The sequence below is a fragment of the Leucobacter sp. G161 genome, assembly GCF_001482305.1.
Lineage (GTDB): Bacteria > Actinomycetota > Actinomycetes > Actinomycetales > Microbacteriaceae > Leucobacter.
This window is the reverse complement of the sequence record NZ_LOHP01000081.1, coordinates 1-18,738: the sequence shown is the minus strand read 5'-3', so window position 1 is coordinate 18,738 and position 18,738 is coordinate 1. Positions and strand designations below refer to the sequence as shown.

The window sequence follows — 18,738 nt, the reverse complement described above, 5'->3', positions numbered from 1 at the left end:
CGGAGCATCGCCGGCCACCGCCGCGGATCCCGCGAGCGACCCTCACGGGTGGGGCGCGGGATCCGCGGACGCCCCAGCCAGGCAGCCGCTCGCGCCGGGGGAGCCGATCCCGAGCGCGATCAACAGCCCGGCCTGGCGTGCCGCATGGCGTGAGGCCGCGGCGCGTGCGCACCTCGTCGCGCCGCCACTCGGCGACCCCAAGCTGCGCGAGGAGATCGCGGATCACCTGCGCCGGATGCGCGCGACCGCGAGATCCGCCAACGACGTCGTCGTCACCGCCGGCACGCGGGAAGGGCTCGGCCTGCTCCTCACCGCGCTCGGCACGACACGGGGGCGTGGACTCGTCGTTGGTGTCGAAGACCCCGGCCTGCCGTCGCTGCGCGGAGTTGCCGCCCGCCACGGCGCGCGCATCGTCGCACTCCCGACCGACGCGGAGGGGCTCGACACCGCACGGCTACCCGAAGGGGTACTCGACCTCGTCATCGTGACGCCGAGCCACCAGTATCCGCTCGGCGGCTCGCTGCCGCTCGTGCGCCGTCGGGAGCTGCTCGCGTGGGCTCAGCGCGGGGGCGTGGTGATCGTCGAGGACGACTTCGACTCAGAGCTGCGCTTCACCGGGAGCCCACTGCCAACCCTCGCAGCGCTCGACGACCGCATCGACGGCTGCGTGGTGCTCCTCGGCACCTTCTCGCGAACTGTCGCGCCGGCGCTGTCCGCCGGCTACCTGCTCGCGCCGGAGGGCATCAGATCAACGCTCGAGCCAGTGCGCCGCGAACTCGGCGGCCCCGTCTCCTCGGTCGTGCAGTTCGCGCTCGCGCACTACCTGGCGACGGGTGAACTCAGGCGGCACACCGCACGCCTCCTTCGCCGCTACGCTGAGCGCCGCGATCTCGTCTCCGAACGACTCGCAGGGGTGCCCGAGGTGCGAGTACGGCCGATGGACGGGGGACTCCACGCCGTGCTCGAGTTCGTCGGGAGTGACCCGGCGCTGCTGCGCACCCGAGAGGACACCGCGGTGCGCCGCGCCCGCGCGGCAGGGCTCGGCGCCGAGCCGCTCGGCGGCTACTGGCAGCGGCGCGGCACCGGCATGGCAGGGCTCGTGATCGGGCTCGGCGGATCCGACGACGCCACGTTCGACCGGGCGCTCCGCGCGCTTGCGTCCGTGCTCCGCGACGACTCGCCGAGCACCTGACACCCCACAGCCTGTGGCCCGTCAGAGTGACGCGGTACGCTTGCCTCGTGAGTGTTGAGAACATCACTGCGAGCATGCAGAACTATCTCAAGGTGATTTGGAGCCTTGAAGAGTGGTCGGATAACCCGATCACGAATTCGGCGATCGCGGAAACCGCCGGCGTCCGCCTGTCGACAGTCTCCGACGCGCTGCGAAAGCTTGCCGACTCCGGGCTCATCGACCACCAGCGCTACGGCACGGTGACGCTCACCGACGAGGGCCGCGAGCTCGCCGTGGTGATGACGCGCCGGCACCGGCTCATCGAGACGTTCCTCGTACGCGTCCTCGACTATTCCTGGGACGAAGTACACGACGAAGCCGACAAGCTTGAGCACGCGGTCTCCGAGGAACTCATCAACCGGATCGACCGAGTGCTCGACTATCCCACCCGCGACCCGCACGGTGACCCGATCCCGAGCGCCGACGGCCTCGTGCATCGCCCCGTCGCGAAACTCCTCACCGAGATCGAGGGGCCGTGCAGGGTGCGCGTCGAACGCATCTCCGACGCCGACCCCGCAATGCTGCAGTACTTCGCCTCGCGCGGCATCATCGTCGACGCGGAACTCGACATGCTTGAGGGAGAGCCCTACTCCGAGACGACCGCCGTCTCGGTCGTCGGTAACGGGCAACCGGTGCTGCTCGGCAAGGCTGCATCCGACTCGGTGTGGGCCTCGCCCGCGAGCTGATCGAAGCCTCGTCCACACGGCGCTCGCCGCGGACGTTCGACGAAAATTGCGTGCTCGTGACGAGGAGATACTGCCGTGCGCTGCGCAATACGAGATAATGGGTAACGTGTCTTGAGAAGGAGGCGGAGTTGGGCTGGTTTTCGAAGCGTAAGCGGCAGGCTCAGCCGCCCCGTCGTCTCCCGAAGCGGGTGCTCGCCCCGGTTGAAGAAATTGTCGAGCAGGGGCTCCTCGTTGCCGACGTCGCGGTGCGCATGACGGTGAAGAATGCGATCATCATGAACGCGCTGAAGGAACACGCCGACTACGACGAAGCCCAAATCTACGAGATGGTGCGCGACTCACTGAACGAACTCGCTGCCGAGCGTGAACGCGACGCACGCCACATCTCCCGGGTCCGCGGCGAGATCCGGGACACCGGACGCAGCTCCTGGAGCGAGACGGAGTACGGCAACAACGACAGTCGCACCCTCCGCCACCGGCAGGAGGTCTACGAGCAGGTTGCCGCCGAGCTCCGTGCCCGCACCGAGGACGACAGCTACCTCGACACGACCGTCGAACGTGCACGCAGTCTGGCTTGGGCCGAGATCGGCGATTCCCTCAAGGAGCGTGCGAGCCACCCGTACTACAGCGGTGGGCACGACGAGGAGTACCGAAGCAATCGAGACGATCGCATTCAGCAGCTCATTGAGAAAGACCTGACGTCGCTCATCAAACAGCAGTCACCGAAGGCGAGCCTGAAAGAGCGCATTCGCTTGAAGGGCTCGAAGTAGCCCACGCGCAGCAGCTGGCGCGGGGCAGCTCAGCCGAGCTACGCGCGATCGCCGAGTAGCTCAGGGTGCTTCGCGAGGTAGCCCTCGATAAACCAGCACGACGCCTGCACGGTGTTCGCCTGCGCTACTTCAGAAGTCACCGCGCGATGCGCGAGCAGCCCGGAGAGCCCGGTGCCTCGGAATGCATCGTCGACGACCGTGTGGTCGAAATCGACGACATCCTCACGCGGAAACGAATAGTGCGCCTCCCCAACGAGCCGCTGATCCGTGTCACCCGCCTGATAGATCGCGAACCGCTGGGCTGCGGGCTCGTGGACGATGGTGATGCCTGCTGCTGCGGCGTCCTGTTCCGTGAGGTATCTAGCCATATTCGTAGCCTAACCCGGATATCCTCGAATGGTGCGGATACGTGTATTGATCGTCGGGCTGACCGGAGCAGCGTTGCTGCTCGCTGGGTGCACGGCTGCCGAGCCGGAGCCGGAAGAACTCACGGTGACGGCTGCCGGCGCGCGCTACCTGGAGGCCGTCTGCCCCGTGAACGAGGCGTGGGATGCGGTCGACGTCGAAGTGGAGCGGCTCCGCATTGCGGTCGCGCGCGGGGAAGCCGGTGACACCGGTGACCTGGGCAAGCGACTTGCCACGCTCGAAGCGCAGTCGGCGGCGGCGGCGGAGACCCTCGCCGACCCGTCCGTGGCGTGGCCAGGAGGGGCGACCCCCGCGGTCGAGAGCGTGGCCAAGACGCTTGCTGACGACGCGGAACAGGCGGGATCTATCGCCGAGCTGGAGGCCCAGGAGGCCGTCGACTACCGCTGGGACGGGGCTGCGACGGTCGCGGAGACCGCTGCCGCGGCTCGGGCAGCCCTGGGGCTCCCCGAGGATCCAGTCGTCGCCTGCGCCGCACGCTAGAGCGAAGCGCAGCCCGTCCCCTAGGCTGGGAGCCTCATGCAGCGCGAACACGAACAGGCCACCCCAACTACCGGCGGCCTTCATACCACCCTGACGCCGGGGGTCGCTACATTCGGAGCGCGGGAGCGCCTGGCGATCATGCTGCTGCTCGGTTCCTGCTTCATCGCGGTGGTGAACGAAACCGTGATGGGGGTGGCGACCGCGCCACTCATGCGCGAGATGAGCATCTCAGCCGCGCAGGCGCAGTGGCTGACAACCGCCTACATGCTGACGATGAGCGTGATCATCCCGATGTCGGGGTTCCTCATCCGGCGGCTCTCGACCCGCACGCTGTTCGCGGCAGCAATGTCAGTGTTCACCGTCGGGACGCTCATCGCCGCCCTCGCGCCTGGCTTTTCGATCCTGCTTGTCGGCCGGGTGGTGCAGGCCGCTGGAACGGCGGTGCTCAGCCCGTTGGTCATGACGACGATCGCGACGGTCGCACCGCCCGGGCAACGAGGTCGCCTCATGGGATACGTGTCGGTGGTGTTTGCTTCCGCTCCCGCGTTCGGGCCTGTGCTCTCTGGGCTCGTGTTGCAGTGGCTCAACTGGCGATGGTTGTTCGTGATCATGCTGCCAATCGCCGTCCTCGCGCTCGTCGTCGGAGTGTGGCTCATGCCGAGCGTCGGTGTTCGCCGCCGCGTGCGCATTGATGCGCTCTCGATCGTGCTCGCCGGCTTTGCCTTCGGTGGCATCGTCTACGGGCTGAGCGCAGTGGGCTCGCTCGCCGTTGGGGCGCCGACGCTCTCGCCGTGGATCCCGCTCGCTGTCGGCGGGGCGGGCATCGTGAGCTTCGTCTGGCGACAGCTGGTCCTGCAGCGCGAGGACCGGGCCCTGCTCGACCTCCGCGTCTTCCTGCGGCCGACATTCGCGCGGTCGATGATTGTGTTCGTGGCGAGCAGCGTCTCGCTGTTCGGTGTGCTGTTTCTCCTGCCGCTGTACGCGCAAAACGTGCTCGGATTCGGCCCGCTCGTGACGGGAATCATCGTGCTGCCCGGCAGTATCGTGTCGGCCGCGCTCGCGCCGGTAGTCGGGCGGCTCGTCGACGCCCGCGGCGGGAAATGGGTGCTCGTCGCCGGCACCGCGATCACCGCGCTCTCGCTCTGGTCGATGCTGCTGTTTGGAGAACACACGCACATCGCGCAGTTGTTCGCGACGAATCTGCTCATGAACATCGGGCTCGCGGGTGTATTCACGCCGATCTACGCGATGGCGCTCGGCTCGTTGCCCGCGAGCCTCGCCTCGCACGGCAGCGCAACGCTGAACACCGCGCAGCAGCTCGCGGCCGCGGCCGGCACGGCCCTGCTCGTGACGCTGATGACGCTGTTCTCCGTTCGACACGGGGGAGTCCAACTCGCCGAATCCCCGGCGGCGATGGTTGCTGGCCTCCGGGTCGCGTTCCTCACGAGCTCGCTGATTGCCACCGCAGGAGTCATCATCGCGCTGTTCGTGCGCGAGACTCCCGTCCAGCGAACGGCCGGCGCGAAGCCGGTGTAGGCCGGGGAGCGAAACGGGCATAGAATATCCCTTCTATGCCTACCGCAGATCCCGCCCCCGCGTTCGACGATTCGAACACTCCCGCCGAACGTCCCTTCGGGCCCCGCGAACAGCTCGCCATCTGGCTGCTGCTCGGGTCTGCGTTCGTCGTGATCCTGAACGAAACCATCATGGGCGTCGCGCTGCCAGAGCTCATGCATACCCTTGGCATATCTGCCTCAGAAGGGCAGTGGCTGACCACCGCGTTCCTGCTCACCATGAGCGTCGTGATCCCGATCACCGGCATGCTCATCCAGCGTGTGCCCACCCGTACGCTCTTCATCATTGCGATGTCGCTCTTTAGTGTCGGCACGCTCGTGGCTGCGATCGCGCCGGGCCTGCCCGTGCTGCTCGTCGGGCGAGTCGTGCAGGCGTGCGGTACCGCGATCATGATGCCGCTGCTCATGACGACGGTTGTGACGCTCGTCCCGCCGAACCAGCGCGGACGACTCATGGGCCGCATCTCGATCGTCATGTCGGTCGCGCCCGCTCTCGGTCCGACAGTCTCCGGGATGATCCTCGAGGTGCTCAGCTGGCGATGGCTGTTCCTCATTGTCCTTCCGATCGCACTCGTCGCGCTCATACTTGGCGGCATCCGGATGCCGAACGTAGGCGTGCGCAAGCGCACCTCGATCGACCTGCGCTCCGTGGTGCTCTCAGTGCTTGGGTTCGGCGGGCTGGTGTACGGTCTCAGCGAGATCGGCGCCGCAGCAAGCGGCACAGCACTCCTCTCGCCGTTTGTGCCGGCCGGTATCGGCGCCGCGGCGCTCGCCCTCTTTGTCTGGCGGCAGCTCGTACTGCAGCGCAGCGATCGGGCCCTGCTCGACCTGCGCACCTTCAAGAGCCGCCCATACGCACTGTCGGTCGTGCTTATCTCCTGTGCATCGATGGCCCTGTTCGGATCGCTCATCCTGCTGCCCATCTACGCGCAGAACGTTCTCGGCCTGACCCCGCTGCAGACGGGCCTGCTGCTGCTTCCCGGCGGCCTCCTCATGGGGCTCCTCGGCCCCGTCGTCGGACGGCTCATCGATGCCCGCGGCATCCGACCGATGCTCATTCCAGGCACCATCATCACCGCGCTGGCACTCCTCAGCATGGGCCTGTTCAACGAGTCAACGCAGGTCTGGCAGGTGCTCGCCACCCACCTCGTGCTGAGCATCGGGCTTGCGGGCGTCTTCACCCCGCTGTTCTCGGTGTCGCTCGGATCGCTCCCGGTGGAACTCGCCTCCCATGGCAGCGCGATGATCTCGACGGTGCAACAGGTTGCTGGAGCTGCGGGCACCGCGCTCTTCGTTACCGTCATGACGCTCGTGTCGGTGGGCTGGGCAGATGGTGACCCGGCAGCGGTCGACGCCGAGGCGCTCGCGCACGGCACCCGAGTCGCGTTCATTATCGGCGGATCAATCGCGTCGATTGGGGCGATTGTTGCGCTGTTCGTGCGGGAGGAAACGGTCGAGCCCGCGGCCGTGTGAACAGCGGGTTAGGCGCCTGAGAGATCAATCGCCTCGCCCCGGACGACCTCTTGGCAGTGGTCGCACACCAGTACACCCCGGAATTCTTGCCCGCACACGGTATGCGTTCGAGTGAGGACGGACCCCTCATCGTCGCTGTACCAGCGTTCGGACCAGTCGACCACAATGCCGAGCACTGGGAAGAGATCACTGCCCTTCCGTGTGAGCTGGTATTCGGACCAGTCGGGGCGCTCTGCGAGCTGTACCTGCTCAAAGATCTCCCGGTCGCACATGGCAGTGAGACGTTCGCTGAGGACGATGGGGGGTGGCCCCAGGAAGAGCTCAAAGTCGCGGAAGCGTCGCACGCCAGCGAACGCGGCGGCGACGATAACGGCCGACCAGCGGTTGCCGAAGACGGTCATCGTGTCAGGGTAGAACGCCGTGTCCACAGCTGCCCCGGTGCGGGTTGCCCTGCGGCGAGTGTGTGCCCCGGGCGTCGAGCGCTCCCAACTCCCTGCAGGCCCCCAGCCGAGCTCCACGGTGTCGCCCGTAGCTGCGGCCCCGCACTCCTGGCAACAGTAGCGGGGCGACATCTCGTTACCGCAACTCAGGTGTGTGATCGGTGGTGTCGCATAGCTGTGAGAAGTCACCCAGCGCCGCTCCCACGTCCAGATCGCGAGCAGGAGTGGCCAGGTTGCCGAACCCTTCGGAGTGAGTATGTACTCCGAACGCTCAGGGCGCTGCTGATAGACATGTCGCTCGAGTAAGCCCTCGGTGACGAGTCGCTCGAGTCGGCCGCTGAGGACTGCGTGGGAGATGGGAAGACGCTCACGAAAATCTGAGTATTTTGTCCCCCCGGACAATGCGACTCGCAGCAACAGCAGTGTCCACTCGTCGCCAAGGAGCCCGAACGTCAGGCCGAGGCCGTTGGGCGTGGGCCCGGCAGCTGCGCTGCCATCATTCGAGGCTGTCGTGCTCATCTGCTCAGGCTATCGCGTTCGCTGGCGAAGCGAGCCAGTTGCGTCACTCTGCTAACTGGAGTAATCTGCTGTCGAGCGGACCGGCGACGTGGCCTATCCGCTCCGCGCACGCTACACCGGACCGGCAAGGAGGCCACCGATGAACCATCTCGCAGGCGGATTACACCCGCAGTCACGAGTCGACTTCTTCGTAGAGAAGGGGTGGTGGACGGACGAAACAATGGATGGCCTGTTTTGGCAGCGCGTGGCGGAACGCCCCGCTGAGCTCGCCGTTGTAGACCCGCTCAATCGCGTGGATCTCGACGGAGAAGCCCCGAGGCGGCTCACCTGGGGTCAGCTCGGGAGCGAGGTGACCTGGCTGGCCGCCCGATTCCTCGAACACGGGGTGAAACGGGGCGACGTCGTTGGGATGCAGCTCCCAAATTCGATCGAGCAGCTCGAGGTGTATCTCGCTGCGTGGTCCATCGGGGCAATAGTCTCGCCACTCGCGATGCAGTACCGAGAATACGAACTGGTGAGTGCTGCGAACGACGCTGCGTTTGATGCCTACGTATGTGGTGAGAGCTTCGGGGAACGCCGAATCGCTGCCGAGGTGGCGGCCGCTCGCGACAAACTCCCAACGGTGCAGACGGTGTTCAGCATTGGCCGGGCAGACGCGGCCCCAATTGACGGCGTCGTGAGACTCGCACCGCAGTCGGCGGAGGATAGCGACGAGGCAACGATTGTCGCCGTGCGCGCGGCGCAGCCAAACGATCCGAATGACTGCGCGACAATTTGCTGGACGTCGGGAACGGAGGGGCAGCCCAAGGGGGTCATGCGTGCTCACTACGACTGGTTGAGCTTTAGCTGGGCTGTGATCGACGCCCTCAAGGCCGCGGGCTCCCGGGGTGACGGTGAAGACACGGGGGCGGAGGAGCTGCAAGAGCTCAGCGCCGATGACGTTCTGCTCAATCCATTCCCGCTCATCAATATGGCCGGTGTCTGTGGCATGCTGCTGCCCTGGTTGCGCACCGGATGCGTGCTCGTGCAGCACCACCCCTTTGACGGCCCGACGTTCTTTGCGCAGGTCGCGACAGAGCGCGTGACCTGCACGATCCTCCCACCCGCGCTGCTCTGGATGCTGCTGAACAACGAGGAGCTGCTGAGCAAGGTCGACCTCTCGAGTCTCACCCGCCTTGGCTCAGGCTCCGCCCCGCTCCAGCCGGCGATGGTGCGGGGGTGGCAGGAGAAGATGGGCCTGAAGGTTATTAACTTTTTTGGATCGAACGAGGGCGTTGCCCTGCTGTCGAGCGGTGAGGACTTCCCTGACGCGGACGACCGCGCGAACTTCTTCCCGCGCTATGGGGCTGAGGGTGTGCAGTGGGCATCGCGCGTATCGACCTGGGTGCACCACAAGCTTGTCGACATCGAGACCGGCGAGGTCATCACCGAGGCCGGACGGCCGGGTGAACTCTACATCAGCGGTCCGCAGCTCTTTGGGCGGTACGTGAAGGGAGAATCCCTGGCGAGTCCTTTCGACGCGGAGGGATACCTGAAGACCGGCGACGTGTTTGAGATTGCTGGTGAGAAGAGGCAGTACCTGCGCTACGTTGATCGTGCGAAGGATCTCATTATTCGTGGCGGCATGAACATCGCCCCGGCGTCGCTCGAGCAGCTCATCACTGAACACCCGGCAGTATTTGAGGTTGCTGTCGTCGGCGACCCAGACGAGATGCTTGGCGAGCGGGTTGCAGCGATCGTTGTGCTGCGGCCGGGAGCCGAGCTGACGCTCGAACAGCTCGTCGACTTCCTGCGCGAACGCCGGATCGCTTCGTTTAAGCTGCCTGAGCGGCTCAGTGTTCTGGACTCCCTTCCGAGGAATCCGGTCGGTAAAGTACTCAAGCGCGACCTCCGCGTTATGGCGAGCTGACAACGCTATGGCAGCCAACGCATTGATCTACGGGGCGCTGCGCACGCCCCGCGGGCGCGTGCGCCGTGAAGGCGGCGCGCTCGCGGGCGTTCCCGCACACGAGCTGTTCGGCGGGCTGCTCTCTGAATACAGCCGTTTGGGGGTTTCTGCCGCCGAGGTCGACGACGTGATCGTCGGAGTCAGTACTCCTTTCGGGGAACAAGCAGGGGACGTCGCCCGCGTGGCACTGTCTGCAGCGGGGTGGCCGGAGACGGTCAGCGCAGGCACAGTGTCGCGGATGTGCTGCTCCGGCTTGGACGCGATTGCGTCGGGTGCTGCCCAGGTGGCGAGCGGCGGGTCTGAGCTGATTGTCGCCGGCGGAGTGGAGTCAATGTCGCGCACTCCGATGTTTGGAGACAAACCGGCATTTGCGCTGGACTCGGAGCTGGGCGAGCTGACGGGTTTCGTGACGATCGGTGTTGCTGCTGATCTCACGGCGGCCCGTTTCGGATTCACCCGGTCTGAGCTTGACGACTACGCGGTGCGGTCGCACGAGCAATCTGCGGCCGCACCCACGTGGCGGTCGATCGTGCCAGTGAGGGTCAGTGGGAAAGTGCTGTTGGAGCGCGACGAGGGCGCACGGCCGGGAACGCGCGCAGAGAGCCTCGCGGAGCTTCCCACACTCTTTGATGATGATCCTCTGTGGGAGCGCGCAGCGAGAAGGTTTGCGGACGACGGCTTCGTTCGCCCGGTCGGCGGTCTGCATACGGTCGCGACTGCTCCGCAGCTTGCCGACGCGGCATCAGCGGTGTTGCTCGGCAGTGTCGCCGCCGGGAAGACTCTTGGCATCGAGCCCCGAGGCCGTGTCGTTTCCTGGGCGCACGCCGCGGTGCGGTCGCCGGGGCTGTGGGCTGGTGAGGCCGCCGCGCGGAAAGCGCTCGCGCGCGCCGGGATCGGGGTGGCTGATGTGGCCGTGGCTGAGATTAACGAGTCGTTCGCCGTGACCCCGCTGCTGCTGGCGCGCCAGCTCGAACTCGACGCGGGCATGGTGAATGCACATGGTGGAGCGGTGTCGGTCGGGCACCCGCTCGGAGCAAGCGGCGGAATTCTACTTGCGAATGCGCTCGAGCGGCTCGAAGAACTGGGCGGTGGGTATGGCGTGCTCGTGATCCCAGCTGCCCTTGGATTAGCAACTGCGGTCGTCGTTGAAGCATTCGGGTAGCACAGCGCGCAAAAGCTCTGTTTTATGAAGCAATGTTGAATATTGAATCGGAGAGAGTCATGACTGAGACGAATATTTGGGTGCTCGGCGGGTATCAAAGTGACTTCGCCCGCAACCTCGCTCGCGAAGGCGGAAGCTTTTCGAGCCTGACAGCTGAGGTCGTCGACGGAGCCCTGACGTCGGCGGGGGTTCCCGCGGCGGCCGTCGAGGTGCTGCACGTGGCCAATGCATTTGGTGAGCTATTTGCGGGTCAAGCGCAGCTAGGCGCGAGGCCAGCGACAGTGCGTGATGACCTGTGGGGCCTACCCGCTTCACGCCACGAGGCAGCGTGCGCGTCGGGCAGCATCGCTGCGCTTGCGGCCATGGCAGACCTTCGCGCTGGCAACTACGACTGCGCGCTGGTGCTCGGTGTCGAACTCGAAAAGACAGTGGGCGGTTCCCAAGGGGCGGCCTACATGGGAACCGCAGCCTGGGCCGGCAACGAGGGTGAGGACGCGACCTTCATGTGGCCCTACATGTTTGCGAAGGTAGCTGATGAGTACGATCATCGCTACGGCCTCGACGACAGGCATTTGCGTGCGATCTCCCAACTCAACCTTGCCAACGCAAAGCGCAACCCGCTCGCGCAAACCCGGGGCTGGGATGTACCAGATCTGTCCGGCAGCAGCGGTACGGACGACGCGCTCAACCCGCCGGTCGAGGGTCGGCTGCGGCGCTATGACTGCAGTCAGATGACCGATGGCGGTGCCGGGGTCGTACTAGTGAACGACCGATACCTTCGGGCGAATCCCGGGACCAGGCCGGTCGCGCGGATCGCGGGCTGGGGCCACCGCACGGCCGGCTTGGGCGCCGAGCAGAAGTTCGCGCGGAGCGAGGGGCACCCCTACGTGTTCCCTCACCTCAAACAGACGGTCGATCAAGCATTTGCGCGCGCAGGAGTCACGCTCGAGGCCATTGACGGGCTTGAGACGCACGACTGCTTCTCGTCGAGCGAGTATGTTGCGATCGACCATATCGGACTCACCCCTCCGGGCGAATCCTGGCGGGCGATCGAGAACGGGACGATCGCACCGGGTGGCTCGTTCCCAATAAACCCCAGCGGCGGACTCATCGGCGGTGGACACCCCGTTGGGGCTACTGGAGTGCGCATGCTCGTGGATGCGTCCCGGCAAGTCTCCGACACGGCGGGACAGATGCAGGTGGAGGGCGCGGGCCGGTTCGCGACGCTCAACTTTGGAGGTTCCACTGCAACGACCGTCGCCTTTGTGCTCGAGACCGTTGCGGTGCGCTGACGACGTTCCCGTGAATTGCTGACAAGAGAAGAGGAAAGACCATGGATGTTGAGATTGTAGGAAGACTGCTCTCTACCCTTCCCGAAGAAGACGACCATCCGTACCGCAGTGGCCCGTGGCGACCGCAAACGACCGAATGGAAGGCGGACGACCTCGAAGTTGTCGAGGGAGAGATTCCGCACGATATCGACGGAGTGTACCTGCGCAACACGGAGAACCCCGTACACCCCTCGATGAAGAACTACCACCCGTTCGATGGCGACGGAATGATCCACGTCGTCGGCTTCCGTGACGGCACCGCGTTCTACCGTAACCGGATGATCCGCACGGACGGATACCTTGCCGAGGCCGAAGCGGGCAAAGCTCTCTGGGCAGGCATCGCAGAGAATCCGAACACCTCGCTGCGCCAGGACGGTTGGGGTGCACGTGGCAGGATGAAAGACGCATCAAGCACCGACGTGGTTGTGCATCGCGGCATGGCGCTGACAAGTTTTTACCAGTGTGGCGACATGTACCGCCTGGATCCGTACTCGGCTGAGACGCGCGGTAAGGAAGACTTCAACGGTGCGTTCCCGTTCAAATGGGGTGTCTCCGCGCATCCGAAGGTAGACGACCGAACAGGCGAGATGCTGTTTTTCAACTACAGCAAGGAGGCGCCGTACATGCATTACGGCGTCGTGGATCAGCACAACGACCTCGTGCACTACGTTGACGTCCCGCTTCCCGGCGCGAGGCTGCCGCATGACATGGCCTTCACTGAAAACTACGCGATCCTCAACGACTTCCCGCTGTTTTGGGATCCGGAAGCGCTTAAACACGGCCACCACGCGGCCCGTTTTCATAAAGATATGCCGAGCCGATTCGGCGTCATCCCGCGACGTGGCCAGACGAGTGATATTCGCTGGTTCGAAGCAGAGGCGACCTACGTGCTGCACTTTGTGAATGCCTACGAAGAAGGCGACGAGATCGTTATCGATGGTTTCTTTCAGGGAGACCCAGAACCCCAAGACAACGGTCAAGGAACAAAGTGGGAGCGCGCTTTTCGTTTTCTAGCGCTCGACCGGATGCAGGCGCGGATGCACCGATGGCGGTTGAACCTTGTGACTGGCAAGGTGCGCGAGCAGCAGCTGAGTGACACCATCACGGAGTTCGGCATGATGAACGGCGACTTCCAGACGGGCGACTATCGCTACGCCTACGCGGCGACGGGCAAGCCCGGCTGGTTCCTATTCGATGGACTGGTGCGCCACGACCTCAAGACCGGGAATGAAGAGAAGTACAGCTTCGGAGACGGGGTGTACGGGAGCGAGACGGCGGTAGCCCCGAAGGTCGGGGGCACCTCCGAGGACGATGCCTACCTCGTGACGATCATCAGCGACATGGGAGCAGACGCCTCGTACTGTGTCATCCTTGATGCCGCACGCGTGAGCGATGGACCCGTGTGCAAGCTCAAGCTGCCCGAGCGAGTCTCGAGCGGAACCCACTCGACGTGGGCTGCCGGCGAGGAGCTCAGGCGGTGGCGCGAGACGGACGACGCGGCGTCGGCCGTCGGTCTGTAGCCGGCCACACGTCGGCCTCATTGCACAGTAACGCGCGCTCCCTCCCCGCACCAGCGGGGAGGGAGCGCGCGTCAGCTGAGCTCGTCGCTTACGCAGGTGCGAGCCCAGTCGCGTGGCCCGAACCTGCGCGTGCCGCTAGCGATGCGCCTGTGAGCGCAGTTAATCTATCGATCGCGTGCGCGAACTCTGTCTGCATTCTGGTCACCACCGTTGCTGCCGGTTCAATTGCGTGAATGCTCTCGATTCCTTGCCCGGCTGCCCAGATGTCTTTCCACCGACCTTGCACGTTGTCGAGGGAATTGTAGTTCGGCGCGCCTGCGGGGGCGTGAATCTCGATATCGATGCCGTTTGCGAGGAGACTTGGGCGGAGCCACGACGCGTTCGCCCCGGTTATTGCCGAGGTCACCACGAGGTCGTCAGCTCCGTGGTCGACTACCATTTGTTTGTAGCCCGTCGGGGCTAGGCTCTCTGCGGTCGCGAGGAACCGTGTGCCAACGTACACAAGGTCTGCTCCAGCTGCGATGGCGCCGGCGACGCCCCAGCCGTCGCTTACCCCGCCACCGACAACCACGAGTCCGTCGAAGAATGCCCGCACCCCGGAGACGAAGGCAAAGGGGGAGAGGTGCCCAGTGTGGCCGCCTGCACCCGCGCTCACACAGGCGAGCCCGTCGGCGCCTGCGGAGACAGCCTTGCGCGCCAAAGCGATGCTGGTGACGTCGGCGATGACGATCCCTCCATATGCGTGTACGGTGTCGATAACCGGCGCGGGTGATCCAAGCGCGGTAATGACGATGGGCGGGCGATGCTTGGTGAGCAACTCCAGGTCAAGTGGCAATCGTTCGTTGGACCTGTGTGTGATGAGGTTCAGCGCCCACGGAGCCGGGTGCTCTCCAGACGCCCGTGCGTCGGCAAGCCGGTCGGTGATCTCGGTCATCCACGTATCGAGCTGTGCGATTGTGCGGCAGTTCGGCGCCGGGAACGCCCCGATGGTCCCTGCACGGCAGGCTGCGACGACAAGCTCGGGGCCCGAGATGAGGAACATTGGGGCCGCGACAACGGGTACCGCGAGGTGGTCTCGGATCTCTAATTGGTATGCCATTCGATCGAACAATGCGCCTCCTTGCGCTCATTACTACATTTGACAGAGTAATGATATCGCGTCAGGCAAGCCCCTCGGAAGTGCCGGGGGTGCTGTTCCTTGGACTGTGCCGAGAGCGAGTCGTCCACTTCGCAGGGGTCGAGCGTTGGTGACGTCCTCAGTCACCTCCACGGCGCGCTCAGGGGGTGTGGTCTCGCAGTCGCCCGGTGCCCGACGGGGTGGGTTATTGCAGCGTCGTGGAGCGTAACCCTGCGACCAGCGCCGCGAGTCCGTATTCAAAGGTCTCGATGGCTGCCGAGCGGCTCTGAGCGTCCGCGTATGCGCGGGCGGCGTGCTCGGCCTCCGTGAGGTGGGGCGCGAGCGTCGCGTTCTCAACTGGGCGTAGATTGTCTTCGGGTGCCAGTGAGTCGAGCGCTGAGCCGATGATGAACGATTCGATGGCGACGATGGCAGGGACAACTCGGTGTTCGGGGAAGCCGTCGCGCAGCATTGCGGACGCGATGCGCTCGTAGTCGATGATGGACTCGAGCTCATCGTCGACCGGGAGCGTCGCGAGCGCGGCGATAATGCCGGGGTGGGCGCCAATCGTGAGGCGGTAGGCCCGCGCCCAGTCCAGGATCGCGACGTGCCAGGGGAGCGTGTCGAAGCCGTGGTCGCCAATGCGCGATGTGAGTTGTCCCCGCATGCCAGCGATGAGCTGATCCTTGCTGGCGAAGTAGTGGTGTAACGCCGATGGGCGGACATCGAGGTTGCGAGCGAGTGCGGCGAGCGTAAAGTCAGCCCCGCGAACGTCGGCAAGCTTGAACGCAGCCTCGAGGATTCGCTCTCGTGACAGGACAGCTGTTCGTGGCCTTCCGGCCGAACGTGGGGTCTCGGTAGCCGTCGTCATTGGACTTCCTTCTCTCGCGGGGTTGCGGAGGTTATTGAATCTGCGTAAATTAAGGTTGCTCCGTGTCTCACTCGAGGATACGGGGTCTCACGAACCGAGGGGGACACCGTGGCAGGCACGACAGCCGATCTCATCATTGCTGGTGCGCGCGTGCACACCATGGTCGAGGGCGATGTCCACACCGGGCCACGATCCATCGCGATCGCGGGCGGCCGTGTGCTCGCCGTCGGCGAGGCGGACGCGATCGCGGCGGCCTTCCGCGGTGAGAATACTCAGATCGATGACGCAACAGGTTCCACTGTAACGCCAGGGCTTATTGATGCCCACCTGCACCCCATCCAGGGCGTCGAGCTCTGCCAGGGTGCAGACCTCGGTGGCGTCCGCGACCTGCGCGAGCTCCGAGAGGCGCTCGCGGCCGAAGCCGCGCGCGTGCGCAATAGCGGTGGATCGGCTTGGGTGCGCGCCTGGAACCTCGACTACGCCGTGTTCGACGGCGCGCAGCTCACCTCACGCTTCGTTGACGACGCCGTCGGCGATCTGCCTGCCATGGTCTTCTTCTTCGACTTCCACACCGCCGTTGCCAGCACCGAAGCGCTTCGGCTCTCCGGCATTACCGGTGCTCGTGACTTCGAGGACACCTCGGAGATCGTCGTCGACGCCGAAGGCTCACCGACCGGCGAGCTCCGAGAAGATAGCGCCTACCAGCCAGTCCTCGACATCGCCCCGAAGCCGAGCCGCGACGAAACCCTTGCCGCTGCTCGCGCCACGTTCGCAAAGATGCGCCGCTCGGGGCTTACCGGTGGCACCATCATGGACGGCAACTCCGAGACGCTCGACCTCCTCGAAGCGCTTGACTCGAGTGGGATGGGGCTGCCCGTCCGCATCGTGAGCGCCATGGATGTGAAGCCGAGTTACACCGCGGAACAGCGTGCGGCCATCGCGGCCCAACGCGATCGCGCGGGCAACCGGTGGCGTGGTGGCGTCATCAAGCTCTACGCTGACGGCGTCATCGACACGGGGGCCGGCTGGCTCTACGAGGCCGACGCTGACGGTGATGGGCTGAACGGCTTCTGGCCGAACACCGAAGATTTTCAAGCCGCCGTGCGCGAGTTCGCTGAAGCAGGCTTCCAAATTGCGACGCACGCGATCGGTGACCGCGCGGTCGGCGAGACCATCACCGCCTACGAAGCGGTCGGATCGATCTCGCGTAGCGGCGTGCCGCACCGCATCGAGCACCTGGAGACCCTCGACCCGCGCGATGTCGCCCGGCTCGCAGCCACCGGGATCACCTCATCCATGCAGATGCCACACCTGCAGTGGCGTATCGCTGACGGCAGCGACGAGTGGGCCCGCCGGCTCGGCCCCGAGCGCGCCTCCCGCGCCTGGGCTGCCGGCACCGTGCTCCGCGCCGGGGCCCCACTCGCTCTCGGATCCGACTGGCCGATCGCTGACCTCGATGCACGCGTCGGCCTCGCCTGGGCGATGCTTCGCCGTGCGCCAGGCGACGTTGACGGATTCGTGTATGAACCAGAAGAGCGGCTGACAGCCGCTCAAGCGCTGCACGGGTACACTCGCGGAGCAGCGCTCGCGCAGGGCGACGACGATCTCGGCATCATCCGAGCAGGCGCCCGCGCAGACCTCGCCGTCTGGGCCGAGGATCCACTCCAGGCATCGGGCGACGATCTCGCCACGCTGCCCGTGCGTGCCACCTATCTCGACGGCCTGCACACCTCACACGCCGAGTAATCTCACCCCCACCCACCTGTGCGGGCCCTCCCGCTTTCCGAAAGGCCACCGTGGTCCAAAACACTGCACTGGCACTGTTGCCAGTCATCACCGTCCTCGTCGTGTCGGTGCTCACCAAGCGAGCCCTGCTCGGGCTGCTCTCGGGCACCGTCGTAGGTGCGATCCTCATTGGCGGCTGGGGGTTCTTCGATTCCCTCGTCGGCCTCGTCGGATCGTCGCTGTCGAACGAGACCGTGCACTGGCTCGTGCTCGTCGTCGTGCTCTTCGGCATTCTCATCGCGTACTTCAACGCATCGGGAGCAGTGAGCGACTTCGCGCGCTGGACGGAGCGCTTCGTGAACTCGCGCCGCAAGTCGCTGCTGCTCACCTGGCTGCTCACCATCGCGCTGTTCATTGATGACTACCTCAATGCGCTCACCGTCGGCACCTCGATGAAACGTGTGACTGACCGCTACAACGTGCCCCGCACGATGCTCGGCACCGTCGTCAAGATGACCTCGGCGCCCATCGCGGTCATCATTCCGTTCTCCACCTGGGCCGTGTTCTTCTCGGCGCTGCTCGAGCAGGACGGCGTCACCGTTAACGGCTCAGGGTTCGGCGCATACATCGCCGGCCTGCCATACATCTTCTTCGGCTGGATCGCGCTCGCGATCGGCCTGCTACTCGCCCTCGGCGTGCTGCCGCTCGTCGGCCCGCTCAAGCGCGAGCAGGAGCGCGTCGACCGCACCGGCGATCCGCTGCCCGAAGGCCTCACCCCCGAGGAGCGTGCCTTCGAGCTCGCCGAGGACGGTGTCGAGAGCAAGCGCCCGATGCCGTTCAACTTCCTCATCCCGATCATCACCCTGATCCTCGTCACGATCTTCACCGAGGTCGACATTGTGAAGGGCGCCGCCGCAGCTGTCGTCGTCGCCATCATCCTCTACGTCTCGCAGCGTCGTCTCACCTTCAAGGGCGTGCTCGACCAGGCGTTCGAGGGCATCACCAGCATGGGCTACGTCATGGTGCTGTTCGTGCTCGCCTTCATGGTGCAGCAGATCAACATGGACCTCCAGCTCGCTGACTGGGTGATCGGAGCGACCGAGCCGATCATGAACGGCGCACTGCTCCCGGCAATCGTGTTCCTCGTGTGCGGCCTGTACGCGTACGCGACCGGCGCGTTCTGGGACCTCGCGGCGGTCATCACACCCGTCGTGCTGCCGCTCGCGATCGCGGTCGGTGTGGATCCGGTGCTTGCCGGCGCTGCCGTGTTCTCGGGCGCCGCCCTTGGCTCGACAACCTGCCTGTACGGCGACGGCATGATTCTCGCCTCGAAGTCGGTCGGCGTGAAACCGCTGAACCTCATGCTGTCGATCCTGCCCTACGCTGGCGTCGCAGCGGCGCTCTCCTTCATTGCGTACCTCATCGCAGGCTACGTGTCGTTCGGCGGATAACCGAGCCCGCGGTG

Annotated in this window: 16 protein-coding genes; 12 read left to right on the top strand and 4 right to left on the bottom strand. The window is 65.4% G+C overall.

Going from position 1 to position 18,738, the window contains the following annotated elements:
- The 3 genes from AUL38_RS14205 to AUL38_RS14195 form a co-directional block, all read left to right on the top strand.
- Positions 1-1,192, top strand: a 1,192-nt coding sequence (locus AUL38_RS14205) for a PLP-dependent aminotransferase family protein (RefSeq protein ID WP_059063035.1), incomplete at its 5' end; no start/stop codon positions are given.
- 47 nt (positions 1,193-1,239) lie between these two features.
- A complete protein-coding gene (locus tag AUL38_RS14200; protein ID WP_059063034.1) occupies positions 1,240-1,917 on the top strand; it encodes a metal-dependent transcriptional regulator in 678 nt (225 codons plus the stop codon).
- A 128-nt stretch (positions 1,918-2,045) separates the two neighbouring features.
- Positions 2,046-2,687, top strand: a complete 642-nt coding sequence (locus AUL38_RS14195) for a hypothetical protein (protein WP_059063033.1) — start codon at positions 2,046-2,048, stop codon at positions 2,685-2,687.
- 38 nt (positions 2,688-2,725) lie between these two features.
- Here AUL38_RS14195 and AUL38_RS14190 read toward each other — a convergent pair whose 3' ends face one another.
- A complete protein-coding gene (locus tag AUL38_RS14190) occupies positions 2,726-3,055 on the bottom strand; it encodes a GNAT family N-acetyltransferase (RefSeq protein WP_059063032.1) in 330 nt (109 codons plus the stop codon).
- 28 nt (positions 3,056-3,083) lie between these two features.
- Here AUL38_RS14190 and AUL38_RS14185 point away from each other — a divergent pair, with 28 nt between their 5' ends.
- The 3 genes from AUL38_RS14185 to AUL38_RS14175 are packed head-to-tail and all read left to right on the top strand — an operon-like array spanning position 3,084 to position 6,640.
- Entirely contained in the window at positions 3,084-3,593 is a 510-nt protein-coding gene (locus AUL38_RS14185) for a hypothetical protein (protein WP_153006619.1), read from the top strand.
- A gap of 36 nt (positions 3,594-3,629) precedes the next feature.
- The gene (locus AUL38_RS14180) at positions 3,630-5,129 is read left to right on the top strand and encodes a DHA2 family efflux MFS transporter permease subunit (RefSeq protein WP_083506912.1); all 1,500 of its coding nucleotides are present in this window, start codon (positions 3,630-3,632) and stop codon (positions 5,127-5,129) included.
- Between the two features lie 35 nt (positions 5,130-5,164).
- Entirely contained in the window at positions 5,165-6,640 is a 1,476-nt protein-coding gene (locus tag AUL38_RS14175; RefSeq protein WP_059063030.1) for an MDR family MFS transporter, read from the top strand.
- 8 nt (positions 6,641-6,648) lie between these two features.
- On the opposite strand, the gene AUL38_RS14170 is transcribed toward AUL38_RS14175, so the two are convergent.
- Complete coding sequence (locus AUL38_RS14170) at positions 6,649-7,599, bottom strand: helix-turn-helix domain-containing protein (protein WP_059063029.1); 951 nt, start codon at positions 7,597-7,599, stop codon at positions 6,649-6,651.
- Positions 7,600-7,738: 139 nt separating this feature from the next.
- Here AUL38_RS14170 and AUL38_RS14165 point away from each other — a divergent pair, with 139 nt between their 5' ends.
- The 4 genes from AUL38_RS14165 to AUL38_RS14150 are packed head-to-tail and all read left to right on the top strand — an operon-like array spanning position 7,739 to position 13,560.
- On the top strand, positions 7,739-9,508 hold the full coding sequence (locus AUL38_RS14165) for a class I adenylate-forming enzyme family protein (RefSeq protein ID WP_059063028.1): 1,770 nt from the start codon (positions 7,739-7,741) through the stop codon (positions 9,506-9,508).
- Positions 9,509-9,515: 7 nt separating this feature from the next.
- On the top strand, positions 9,516-10,709 hold the full coding sequence (locus AUL38_RS14160) for a thiolase family protein (protein WP_059063027.1): 1,194 nt from the start codon (positions 9,516-9,518) through the stop codon (positions 10,707-10,709).
- A gap of 59 nt (positions 10,710-10,768) precedes the next feature.
- Positions 10,769-12,001 carry an acetyl-CoA acetyltransferase gene (locus AUL38_RS14155; RefSeq protein WP_059063026.1) on the top strand — a complete coding sequence of 411 codons (1,233 nt, stop codon included), beginning with the start codon at positions 10,769-10,771 and terminating at the stop codon, positions 11,999-12,001.
- Positions 12,002-12,042: 41 nt separating this feature from the next.
- Positions 12,043-13,560, top strand: a complete 1,518-nt coding sequence (locus AUL38_RS14150) for a carotenoid oxygenase family protein (RefSeq protein WP_059063025.1) — start codon at positions 12,043-12,045, stop codon at positions 13,558-13,560.
- 88 nt (positions 13,561-13,648) lie between these two features.
- Here the strand turns inward: AUL38_RS14150 and AUL38_RS14145 are convergent, their stop codons facing one another.
- Both AUL38_RS14145 and AUL38_RS14140 read right to left on the bottom strand, forming a co-directional pair.
- Positions 13,649-14,659, bottom strand: coding sequence for a nitronate monooxygenase family protein (locus tag AUL38_RS14145; protein ID WP_059063024.1), 1,011 nt, complete (start codon positions 14,657-14,659; stop codon positions 13,649-13,651).
- A gap of 223 nt (positions 14,660-14,882) precedes the next feature.
- Positions 14,883-15,548: a TetR/AcrR family transcriptional regulator gene (locus tag AUL38_RS14140; protein WP_059063023.1), complete on the bottom strand. Its 666-nt coding sequence runs from the start codon at positions 15,546-15,548 to the stop codon at positions 14,883-14,885.
- Positions 15,549-15,656: 108 nt separating this feature from the next.
- Here AUL38_RS14140 and AUL38_RS14135 point away from each other — a divergent pair, with 108 nt between their 5' ends.
- Positions 15,657-17,294: an amidohydrolase gene (locus AUL38_RS14135; RefSeq protein WP_235590741.1), complete on the top strand. Its 1,638-nt coding sequence runs from the start codon at positions 15,657-15,659 to the stop codon at positions 17,292-17,294.
- Positions 17,295-17,344: 50 nt separating this feature from the next.
- Positions 17,345-18,724 (top strand): TRAP transporter large permease subunit, encoded by a 1,380-nt coding sequence (locus tag AUL38_RS14130; protein WP_059063022.1) that lies wholly within the window; start codon positions 17,345-17,347, stop codon positions 18,722-18,724.
- Positions 18,725-18,738 lie beyond the last annotated feature (14 nt).

Bases quoted from the DNA above. Each gene is read 5' to 3' on its own strand.
- AUL38_RS14175 (WP_059063030.1), top strand. From the start codon at position 5,165: ATGCCTACCGCAGATCCCGCCCCCGCGTTCGACGATTCGAACACTCCC.
- AUL38_RS14140 (WP_059063023.1), bottom strand. From the start codon at position 15,548: ATGACGACGGCTACCGAGACCCCACGTTCGGCCGGAAGGCCACGAACA.
- AUL38_RS14170 (WP_059063029.1), bottom strand. From the start codon at position 7,599: ATGAGCACGACAGCCTCGAATGATGGCAGCGCAGCTGCCGGGCCCACG.
- AUL38_RS14165 (WP_059063028.1), top strand. From the start codon at position 7,739: ATGAACCATCTCGCAGGCGGATTACACCCGCAGTCACGAGTCGACTTC.
- AUL38_RS14185 (WP_153006619.1), top strand. From the start codon at position 3,084: ATGGTGCGGATACGTGTATTGATCGTCGGGCTGACCGGAGCAGCGTTG.
- AUL38_RS14190 (WP_059063032.1), bottom strand. From the start codon at position 3,055: ATGGCTAGATACCTCACGGAACAGGACGCCGCAGCAGCAGGCATCACC.
- AUL38_RS14150 (WP_059063025.1), top strand. From the start codon at position 12,043: ATGGATGTTGAGATTGTAGGAAGACTGCTCTCTACCCTTCCCGAAGAA.
- AUL38_RS14160 (WP_059063027.1), top strand. From the start codon at position 9,516: ATGGCAGCCAACGCATTGATCTACGGGGCGCTGCGCACGCCCCGCGGG.
- AUL38_RS14180 (WP_083506912.1), top strand. From the start codon at position 3,630: ATGCAGCGCGAACACGAACAGGCCACCCCAACTACCGGCGGCCTTCAT.
- AUL38_RS14145 (WP_059063024.1), bottom strand. From the start codon at position 14,659: ATGGCATACCAATTAGAGATCCGAGACCACCTCGCGGTACCCGTTGTC.
- AUL38_RS14155 (WP_059063026.1), top strand. From the start codon at position 10,769: ATGACTGAGACGAATATTTGGGTGCTCGGCGGGTATCAAAGTGACTTC.